The organism is Marinibaculum pumilum (assembly GCF_042646425.1).
Taxonomy (GTDB): Bacteria; Pseudomonadota; Alphaproteobacteria; order Ferrovibrionales; family Ferrovibrionaceae; genus Marinibaculum; species Marinibaculum pumilum.
Genome location: NZ_JBHRTR010000026.1, coordinates 1 through 6,983, shown reverse-complemented (window position 1 = coordinate 6,983; position 6,983 = coordinate 1). Strand labels below are relative to the sequence as shown.

At 69.9% G+C, this 6,983-nt stretch carries 6 protein-coding genes; 3 read left to right on the top strand and 3 right to left on the bottom strand.

The window, feature by feature from the left end:
* Nucleotides 1-168: 168 nt before the first annotated feature.
* From ACFOGJ_RS11685 to ACFOGJ_RS11675, 3 genes are read right to left on the bottom strand one after another with little or no spacing between them, the layout of a single operon-like run.
* Nucleotides 169-834 carry a DUF3540 domain-containing protein gene (locus ACFOGJ_RS11685; RefSeq protein WP_379900482.1) on the bottom strand — a complete coding sequence of 222 codons (666 nt, stop codon included), beginning with the start codon at nucleotides 832-834 and terminating at the stop codon, nucleotides 169-171.
* Between the two features lie 14 nt (nucleotides 835-848).
* The gene (locus ACFOGJ_RS11680; protein ID WP_379900480.1) at nucleotides 849-2,060 is read right to left on the bottom strand and encodes a pentapeptide repeat-containing protein; all 1,212 of its coding nucleotides are present in this window, start codon (nucleotides 2,058-2,060) and stop codon (nucleotides 849-851) included.
* The gene (locus ACFOGJ_RS11675) at nucleotides 2,057-4,780 is read right to left on the bottom strand and encodes a DUF2169 family type VI secretion system accessory protein (protein ID WP_379900478.1); all 2,724 of its coding nucleotides are present in this window, start codon (nucleotides 4,778-4,780) and stop codon (nucleotides 2,057-2,059) included. Before ACFOGJ_RS11675 ends, ACFOGJ_RS11680 begins: the two co-directional genes overlap by 4 nt.
* A gap of 193 nt (nucleotides 4,781-4,973) precedes the next feature.
* Here ACFOGJ_RS11675 and ACFOGJ_RS11670 point away from each other — a divergent pair, with 193 nt between their 5' ends.
* The 3 genes from ACFOGJ_RS11670 to ACFOGJ_RS11660 all read left to right on the top strand — a co-directional run bounded on the left by ACFOGJ_RS11670 (nucleotide 4,974) and on the right by ACFOGJ_RS11660 (nucleotide 6,775).
* Nucleotides 4,974-5,441 carry a hypothetical protein gene (locus ACFOGJ_RS11670; RefSeq protein ID WP_379900476.1) on the top strand — a complete coding sequence of 156 codons (468 nt, stop codon included), beginning with the start codon at nucleotides 4,974-4,976 and terminating at the stop codon, nucleotides 5,439-5,441.
* Nucleotides 5,442-5,504: 63 nt separating this feature from the next.
* Entirely contained in the window at nucleotides 5,505-6,020 is a 516-nt protein-coding gene (locus ACFOGJ_RS11665; protein ID WP_379900474.1) for a hypothetical protein, read from the top strand.
* Nucleotides 6,021-6,043: 23 nt separating this feature from the next.
* Nucleotides 6,044-6,775, top strand: a complete 732-nt coding sequence (locus ACFOGJ_RS11660) for a hypothetical protein (protein WP_379900472.1) — start codon at nucleotides 6,044-6,046, stop codon at nucleotides 6,773-6,775.
* Nucleotides 6,776-6,983 lie beyond the last annotated feature (208 nt).

Here is a 6,983-nt window from a genome sequence, read left to right as displayed (position 1 = left end):
CCGAGGGCGACGGCAGCAGGGAGGCGTGTCGAAGAGAAGAGATATGTGAATCCCGTAGGCTCGGGGGCCGAGGACGACGGCGACAGGGAGATCAGGCCAAAAAGACGTGTCGATCTCGCGGCCTCACCCCCAGGCCCGGATCGCCGAGCCCGGCCGCCGCTGCGCCGCTCAGCCGATATTGATCCGCCGGCCTGCGATCCGCACATCCTCGCCCGCGTTGAGGCTGGCGCTTTCGCCGTAGAGGCTGGCGGCCTCCCGCCCCCGGAGCTCCACAACCGGTGCCTCGACCCGGTCCAGGGTCTCCGCGCTGCGCTGGGCGCGGTCTGCGCGGGTCAGCAGGTGACCGGCCCGGGTCACCAGGCTGTCGGCGGCGGTGACCAGCCGGCCAACCAGCGCGTAGGCGGAGGCGGCGCGCCAGACCAGGTCGCCAAGTTCGGCAAAGCCGCGTCCTGCCCGGACATCCAGGCCGGCGGCCGCCAAGGTCACGCCCCGGTCGCTGGCCAGGAAGGCACCATGGCGGGCGTGCAGGTTCAGGCTTGTCGCCCCGGCGCGCAGGGTCAGGCCCTCTTCCGCCGAAACGGTCAGGGGCCCGCCGCCCGGACGGCGCAGGACCGCCTGCACGATGGCAGCGCCGCTGCGGTCCAGCAGAACGGCAACCTCGTCGCCGGGCTGCGGCCGGACCATACAGCCGATTGCAACCTCGGCCGTCCGGATCCCCTCCGGCGCCTTGATCGCCACGGCCCCCTCTGCGGCCATATCGCCGGGTGGCGCGACGACCCTTGCGACATAGACCGCGCCGACCCGGTCCAGGACGCCCCTGCTGTCATGTCCCATGGCGTCTCTCCTCCTCAGCCGGCCTTTGCCGGCTTCAGTGCCGCTGCCGGCAGGAAGGTCTCCGACTGCTTGCGGTCCTTGTTGGTGCCCCGCACACCTTTCGTGTGCGCGCCGTCCCATTTCGCATCCTCGGCCAGCAGCCGGTGATGGTCGGCCCAGGTGAAGTCGGCGCGGCGCAGGTCGGCGCCGCTGACATCGGCATTGGCCATCAGCGCATGCCGCATGTCCGCCCCCGACAGGTTGGCACGCTGTGCCCGGGCGCCTTCCAGGAAGGCGGTCTGCAGGTTCGCGCCCTTCGCCTGCACCTCCGCCATCTCCGCATCGGCGAAGGAGGCCTGGGGGGCCTGGATGCCGCCCATCTCCGCCCCCGTCAGGACCGCCCCGGCGAAGCTGCAGGACAGGGCGGCGGCCTTCTCCAGCCGCGCGCCGGTCAGGTCCGACTTCGCGAAGCCGCAGTTCGGCATCCGCGCCCCCGACAGCTCGATGCCCTTCATGTCGCATTCCAGGAACTGCACCTGCTCCAGCTCCCGGCCGGCGAAGTCCATCGCGCGGAAATCGCATTTCTGGAAGGCCACCGTCTTCAGCCGCGTGCCGCCCAGGCGCACCGGCCGCATGTCCGCTTCCTGCACGATGCAGCGTTCCAGCGCCGCGCGCTCCAGGTCCAGCCCGGCCAGCTTCCCCTTCGACAGGATGGTGCAGTACAGGGTGGTGCCCGCCCAGGACTGTCCCTCCAGCCCGCAATCCTTCCAGACACTGCACCACTGGTCGGCGCCCCGGAAGCTGCATTCGGAAAAGCTGCATTCGGTCAGGACATCGATCTTGAACCGGGTGCCGTCGAAGGTGCAGCCGCGGAAGTCGCATTTGGCGAAGGTCGCCACCTCCAGCAGGCAGGCGCGGAAATCGCAGCCCTCGAAGCCGCAGGTGCTGAACGACAGGCTCAGCAGACTGGCCTTGCCGAAGCGGCAGTTGCGGAAGGTGCAGTTGCCGAACACCGCCGCGGACATCTCGACCCCGGCGAAGTCGACCCGCTCGAAGGCCACCTTGTCGAACAGCACCGAGCGCATCTCCAGCCCGGCCAGGCCGCAGTCGCGGATCGTCACCGAGGAGAACAGCGGCGCCACGGCCAGCTGTCCCTCCACCTCCGCCCGGCCGAAGACCTGCGGCGGGTTGAGGAAGTCGAAAGACCGCGGACCCGCCTCCGCCTTGCCGGATGTCGCGTCGGTCATGGGACCTCCGGTCCGGCCAGGGTGGATTGCGCCATGTTGGCCCTGGCGAAGTCGTTCTCCTCCAGCACCGCATGCAGGAAGCTGCTGCCGTACAGGCTGCTGCCGGTGAAGCGGGTCCGGCGGATGCGGGCGGCGATCCAGACGCTGGCGCTGAAATTGCCGTTGGCGAAGCTGGAGCGGTCGATGCGCGCCTGGGTGAAGACCGCGCCGCGCGCCACCGCCTCGTCGAAGCGTGCCGCCGCGATCACCGCGCCGGTGAAGTCGATGCGGTCGATCAGCGCCGCGGTGAAGTCGGTGCCGGTCAGGTCCAGCCCGGCGAAGGAGGCGGATGCGACCGCGGCACCGCGGAAGCTGGCGCCCTTCAGGGTGGCGCCTTCCCCCTGCACGCCGAACTGGTCGAGCTTCGCCTCGTCGAATTTCGCCTGTTCCAGACTGGCATTCTGCACCAGCACGGCCGTGCAGCCGGCGCCGGTGAAATCGACACCGGCCATCGGCACGGCGGAGAAGGTGACCTGTTTCAGCCCCGCACCGACAAAGCGGGCGCCGGTCAGGTCGCCTTCCATCATCGCCACATCCTCGATCCGGGCGCCGGAGAAGTCGGCCTTCGGCAGGCCCGCCTGCCCAAGGCCGGTGCGCACCAGCCCGGCACGGACGAAGCAGGCCTTCGGCCCCGCCATGCCGCCGCAATTGGCACCGGTCAGGTTCGCCTCGGCAAAGATTGCGCCGGCGGCGGAGGTCTTGGCCAGGTTGCCCTCCGTCAGGTCGGCGCCGGTGAAATCGGCGCCGGCGATATCGGCCTGGGCGAAGCTGGCCTTGCCCAGCAGCGCCTTGCGGAAATCGGCGTTGCGCAGGTTGGCGCCGCGGAAATCCGCTTCCCGCAGGTCCCGCCCCGCGAAGTTCATGCCGGACAGGTCGACACCCGCCAGCGACTCTCCCGTCAGCGGCTCGCCCTTTGCCATCGCTTCCTGCAGGGCGGCGCGCGCGAAGGCGGCCTGCTGCGGCGAGGGTGCCGCCGGCAGCGGCAGCATATGGCCGATCGCCCGCTCGCCCTCCGCCCGGGTGGCATCCAGCCCCGCCATCTGGGCATCGACCTTGTCGGCCTCCGCCCTCAGCTGCTGGAAGAAGTCGCGATACTCCTCGCCATACTCGTCGAACGGCTTGTTGGCCTCGAAATACTTCTGCTTGCCCTCCGCCCAGAGCTCCGCGTTGGACTTCTGCGCCTTGGCCTGCATCTCCGCCTCGAAGGCGTCGTAGTCGTAGCCGTGGGCGGCGGCCTTCTCGCGGGTCTCCTGCATCAGGCTCTCGCGCATCGCCAGCTGGTCGGCCATCGCGGCATCGCCCTTCGCCTTCAGCGCCGCCGCGGCGGCATCGACCTTCGCCTGCACCGCCTTGCCGTCGATCAGGTCCGGCCGGTTGAAGTCCAGCACCATGTCATCCAGGGCCGCCACCTCGGGCAGCGGCGGATGCGCCGCCGCCTTCGCCGCCTTCAGGGCGCCCAGCGCCACGCCGGCTTCCTTCGCCGCGTCGGCGACCATGCCTTCCTGCGCCGCCATCATCGCCACCAGGGCCGGCGCCGGGTCCTTGCGGAAATCCTTGAACCGCACCACCAGGCGCGGGTCGGGCGGCGGGTCGCCCTCGTCCTCCGGCTTCAGGCCGCGGTCGTAGGTCAGCAGCGCGGCGCTCTTCTCCGGGTCGATGCGCCGGTCCAGCTCCGCCTCGTAATGGGCGGTGCTGCGCGGCGCGGTCCCCATCCGCTCATAGGCGAACAGCATGTGCAGGATGTCGTCGGCCAGCGGGGAGGTCAGTTCCGCCGTGCCGCGATAGACCGCGATGCCGCGCAGGTCGCCCGGGAACAGCCAGACCGTATCCAGGTTCTGCGGCACCTCCTGCAGCCGGGTGCCGCCCGCCTGGTCGCGGCGGCGCAGGAAGCAACGGGCGCGGATCTCCGGCAACCGGCCCGCCAGGTGCGGGCGCTCGGGATGCATGTTCAGGAGCTCGAAGCGTTCGTCGCCGGCGAACCAGTCCTTCTGCCACTGGTCGGCGGGGGCCAGGTTGAAGGCCTTGAAGTCGGTGTCGGCGGCGAGGCCGGGGAACTGCCCGCCCTTCAGGTAGGCTTCATCGTAGCTGCCGGCGCGCTGCAGGCGCTGCGGCCAGTCCTGCGGGATCGGCCCGAAGCCCGCCGGGCGCGGACGGCTGTCGGGGCTGGTGACCGGATCGCCGGGATATTCCACCAGGGGCAGGCCGCTCCCCTCGGCCGACAGCTCCTCTGCCACATGGCCGATGCCCAGGGGATTGCGGTCGAAGCCGGCGCCGCCGAAGGCGGTCGCCCAAGAGAGGGGCACGGCGGCAACGGGCTCGGGCGCGCTGGCCTGGTACAGGTTGTTCCAGCGCAGGCGCCAGTGCCGCGGCCCGGTGACCCGCAGCCGCTTGTCCACCCCGCCCATGCGCAGGGCGACCTCGCCCTCCCGCGCCGGGGTGCCGCCGGGGGCATGGAAGTCGCCGACCACCAGCACCTCCGCCGCGCCCTTCGGCAGCCCTTCCTCCAGCGCCATCGGCGCCAGCTTGCCGGCGGCATAGGGCCACATCTCCTGCTCCGTCTCCAGGTCGCGGGGACGGTCGAAGGGGAAGAAGAACAGCGAGCAGAGGGTGACATAGGGCTTCTGCCGATACTCGAAGAGCCGGTAGGCGATGCCCTGCTTGGTCGGCTTCCTGATCAGCATCCCTGCCTCGTCCGTTCGGCACCGGCAGACGGCCCCGTGCGCTCCCGCCAGGATGGCCCCTATGCCATCGTCGTCGCGGGACGGTAAGCTGTCGGCGCTGCGGCATGGATGATAGCGCGAAAAGCGGCGGCAGCGGGACTGCCGATGCGGTGTCCCGGCGACGGCCGCGCCGCCGGGCGTAACGGGAGCGGCCATGGCCGACGACAGCGAACCGACGATCTCCGGCTTCGACGAGGTTTCCGTCGGCTACAGCTATATCCAGCTGAGCCTGACGATCCTCGACCTGAGCGCCGGCATGTCGGCGGAGCTCAGCGTCAATGCCGGCTTCACCTTCACGGTGACGATCGGCGGCGACTACAGCACCAGCTTCGGCCCCGCCTTCGACGGCACGGCCTGGCTCGCTGGCATCGCCAACCTGGAATACAATTCCGCCGGCTCGACCGAGGTGACGATCGACGGCAATCCGATCACCCTCAAGAGCGCCGTGGCGGAGAGCGGCGGCGCCGCCGCAAAGCTGCATGCGGCCGGCGCCCGCGTGCTGACCGCCGGCGTTCGTGCCGGGCAGGCGCTGGGCCGCGCCACGGCACGGGCCAGCCGCACCTCCACTGCCGGCTCCCGCAACAGCGTGGGCGGCAACGTTTCCACAGGCGGCCAGGAATAGGCCGCCCTTGGGTTTCGACCGGCGGCCGGGAACAGGCCGCCGCCCCTGCACGGGAGCATCGCCATGGTACAGGCCTCGACGGACGGCGCCCTGGCCACCGACGACAGCAGCAGCGACAGCTCCGGCAGCGGCGACAGCAGCTCATCCTCCTCCGACCCGCCGTCCTGGTTCACCTATACCGGGCCCAGCCTGGGCGCCTCGGTCTCGCTGGGTGCGTCGAAGTCGATCACCATCGTCGGCTTCCAGGCGGTCACCAACATCGTCCACCAGCAGGCGATCTCCTGGGGCACCCTCAGCGCCACGGTGAACGGGCCCACCCAGGTCGCGCTCGCCATCAACGGGCCGCGCAAGACGATCAAGATGGACCTGGGCACCACCTATACCCTGGCGCCGGGCGGCTATATGCACCGCTACTTGGCGAAGAACCAGGTCCAGGGGGTCGAGGTGCAGGCCAATGGCGGCCAGGATTCGACCGACAGCGCCAACACCTCCGCCCAGGTCGTGCAGGTGCAGAGCAACGGGACCGAGAACAATACCGGCCCCAACGTGAACGCCAACGTGAACCACAACCAGGGCTGACCGGCCGCAGGAAGGAACATCCGATGGTCCAGGCATTCCGGTTCGGCGGCACCACGGGCCCGACGGATTCCGGCTCCGCCTTCGCCTATGACAGCGGCTCGAACAGCTATTTCGCCACCTCCGCCAGCAATGCCGACGGCACCGCCTCGGCCAGCGCCGGGCCGTTCAACGTGAAGGCGGAGATGTCGAAGTCCTCGAGCTTCACCTGGACGCCGCTGTCGGCGGAACTGAATGTCGGCTCCTCCTTCGGCCTCACCATCTCCACCGCGCTGTCGGTGGTGCCGGCGGGGGTGGCGATCGAATGGGTGCCCGCCCTGCCCGCCAACACCGCGCTGGTCGCCGGCGCCGCGGCCGCGCTGGTGGCCGCGCCGGCGCTGATCGTCGGCATCGCCGGCATGGCCAGCGGCGAGAGCGGCAAGAACGAGGTCGAGATCGCCTCCTACCTGGCGCTGGTCTCCGCCGCCCTCGCCCTGGTGGCGGTGCAGCAGAACATCACCATGACCCTGGCCTTCCCGCTGATCCTGACCGTCGACCTGCAGCCGCTGCTGGTGGTGAAGAAGAACGAGGGCGAGGCGGCGACCTTCTCCGCGCTGGATACCAAGACCGACGTCTTCCAGAAGGAGGACAACAGCGCCAACACCGCCGCCGCCCTGGGCATCGTCGAGGCGAACGGCACCAGCACCGACAGCAATGGCGGCAATGTCGGCGCCAATGCGCAGCAGAACCGGGTGGCGGGGACCGACAATTCGAGCTGAGGGCGGGCGGCCCGGAACGGCTCGGTTTCAGCTGATGCTGCGTCGTTCTCGGGCTTGACCCGAGAACCTATTCCGTCAGCGTGTCAGAAGCCTCAAGGCTGGCGGAATGGATCCTCGCCTCAAGGGCAGTGCTGTCCGGCACATTGCTTGCTCATGTGAGTTTGAATTCGAGTTGTGGGCCGGCTTCGGGTCTTCGGTTCCTGTCTCT